This window comes from Streptomyces beijiangensis, assembly GCF_017315755.1.
GTDB classification, from domain to species: Bacteria; Actinomycetota; Actinomycetes; order Streptomycetales; family Streptomycetaceae; genus Streptomyces; species Streptomyces beijiangensis.
Map to the genome: position 1 here is coordinate 1 of NZ_JAFLRJ010000404.1, position 2,542 is coordinate 2,542.

2 protein-coding genes are annotated in these 2,542 nt (G+C 70.1%); one reads left to right on the forward strand and one right to left on the reverse strand.

Going from position 1 to position 2,542, the window contains the following annotated elements:
- Nucleotides 1-84 precede the first annotated feature (84 nt).
- On the forward strand, nucleotides 85-924 hold the full coding sequence (locus J0695_RS32750; RefSeq protein ID WP_206968319.1) for a polysaccharide deacetylase family protein: 840 nt from the start codon (nucleotides 85-87) through the stop codon (nucleotides 922-924).
- Nucleotides 925-928: 4 nt separating this feature from the next.
- On the opposite strand, the gene J0695_RS32755 is transcribed toward J0695_RS32750, so the two are convergent.
- Nucleotides 929-2,542: alpha/beta hydrolase (locus J0695_RS32755; RefSeq protein ID WP_372445854.1), on the reverse strand; the 1,614-nt coding region annotated here is incomplete at its 5' end.

A 2,542-nucleotide genomic window follows, 5' to 3' on the forward strand; every position in this document is an offset into this window, starting at 1 on the left:
GCATGAGTGAACCCGGCCGCCCATTTCTGCATCTTGCTTGGCGCAGGTCGCAGACGTCGGCAAGACCGGACAAGAGGTTCGAGCGTGCGCAAGAAGGTCGCGGGGCTGGTTCTCGGCAGTGTGCTGGGCGGTGCTCTGATCGCCGGATGCACGTCCGGGTCGGGCTCCGGTCCGGGGGAGACGCATACGCCGGCCGCCTCCGCCCCGGGGAAGGCCCCCTCCACCGCGCACCCCGACGCGCGTGCCGCGGCCTTCCGGAAGTGGGGCCTCAAGCCCTTCGCCCCGGCCCCCGCGCCGCCCGCCATCAAGCCCGTCAAGATCGTGCCCGGTGCGCCGGTCCCGGTGATCAGCGAGATCCCCACCAAGAAGAAGATCGTCTTCGTCACCTTCGACGACGGGGCCGAGAAGGACCCGAAGTTCGTCGCGATGATGAAGGAGCTGAAGATCCCCTTCACGATGTTCCTGATGAACGACGCCATCCGCAGCGACTACGGCTACTTCAAGCCGCTGCAGGCGCTGGGGAACCGCATCGAGAACCACACCCTCCACCACCCCAATATGCGCACCCTGGGCGCGGCCGCGCAGAAGAACGAGGTCTGCGGGCAGGAGACGAAGCTGACCGCGGAGTACGGGAGCGCCCCGCGGCTCTTCCGGCCGCCGTACGGGAACTGGAACGCCGGCACCCGCGCTGCGGTGAAGGACTGCGGCCTCAAGGCGATCGTCCTGTGGCGCGAGTCGATGCAGATCAAGAACATGCAGTACCAGCGCACGGACAAGAAGCTGCACCCCGGCGACATCATCCTCGCCCACTTCCGCGGACCGACCGAGCTCAAGGGGCACTCGATGACCGAGATGACGGCGAACATGCTCCGGCACATCCAGAAGCAGGGGTTCACCGTCGCCCGGCTGGAGGACTACCTCTAGGAGTTCAGGGGCAGTTGGTCCCGTACGCCGGGACCTTGCCGTTCAGCAGGTAGTCGTCGGCCTTGCCGTCGATGCAGGCGCTGCCCTTGCCGTAACTGCAGTGGCCCTGCCCGCCCTTCCAGCTGACCAGTACGCCCACGCCGTGCCCGAGCCGTCGCGCCATCACCTCCGCGCCGCCGTACGGGGTGGCAGGGTCGCCCGCGTTGCCGATGACCAGGATCGGCGGGGCGCCCTTCGCGCTCACCTCCATGTGGTCCGTGGCGCCCTTGACGGGCCAGTACGTGCACTGGTTCAGCGCCCAGGCGAACTGCTCGCCGAAGAGCGGGGACGCCTTGCGGTAGGCGGGCCGCTGCCGCTCGATCTGCTCGGTGGTCTGCGGGACGCCGTAGTCGGCGCAGCTGGTGGCGGAGAAGATGTTGGTGCCGTTGTCGTAGTGGCCTTCCGCGTCGCGGCCGGTCGCGGCGTCGGCGAGCGTCATCAGGGCGGCCGGGTCGTTCCTGTTGGTGTACGAAGCGACCGCGCGCGCCAGGGACGGCCAGCCGGACGACGCGCTGTACAGGGTGTGGGCGATGGCGGAGAGGGCCAGCGAGTCATTGAGCATCCGGCCGTCGGCGGTGCGGGCCGGGCGCCTGTCGAGGCCCGCCACCAGGTCGGTGAGGACCTCCTCGACCTGGGCGGGCGTCGAACGCTGGATGGGGCAGACGTAGCTGCCGGCGACGCAGGCCTTCGCAAAGTTGTCGAGGGCGAGCTGGAAGCCCTTGAGCTGGTAGAGGGCGCTCTCGGTGTAGTTCTGGTCGGGGTTCATCACACCGTCAAGGACCGCGCGGCCGACCTTCTTCGGGAAGAGATGGGCGTAGGTGCCGCCGAGCTCGGTGCCGTACGAGAAGCCGTAGTAGTTCAGTTTCGCGTCGCCGACCGCCGCGCGGACGCGGTCCAGGTCCTGGGCGACATTGGTGGTCGTGAGGTGCGGGAGCAGCGCGCCGGAGTTCTTCTCGCAGGCCGCGGCGAAGGCCTGGGTGACGTCCATGAACTGCTCGGCCTCGGCCGGGGTGTCGGGGGTGGAGTCGACCTGGTTGTACGCGTCGGTCTCCGGTCCCGTGAAGCAGCTGACGGGGGCGGAGCCGCCGACCCCGCGCGGGTCGAAACTCACCAGGTCGTAGCGGGTGTTCAGGGCCGCGAAGCTGGGGCCGAAGCCGGGCAGTGTGGCGACGCCCGAGCCGCCGGGGCCGCCGAAGTTGTAGATCAGCGAGCCGATGCGCCTGCCGGGTCCTGTCGCGGCGTGCCGGATCAGGGCGATGCCGATCTTCCGCCCTCCGGGGCGGGCGTAGTCGAGGGGGACGGGGAGCGTGGCGCACTCCCAGCCGACGCCGGGGGCTTCCCCGCCGCCCTGGGCCGCGGTCGGCGGCGGGCAGGGGGACCACAGGGGCCGGTCCGCGGCACGGACCGTGCCCGCTCCGGCCAGCAGCAGGGAGGTGGCGGCGGCGACGGCCGCTCCGCGTACGACTGTCCTTCGTGCCTTACGGTGCGTCATGTCGATCATGCTGCGGCGATGCGCCGCCGCACGCCCGGCGCAAGGTCCGTACGGGTGGCGGCGGGCGGCGTAACCTGAATGGGGGAA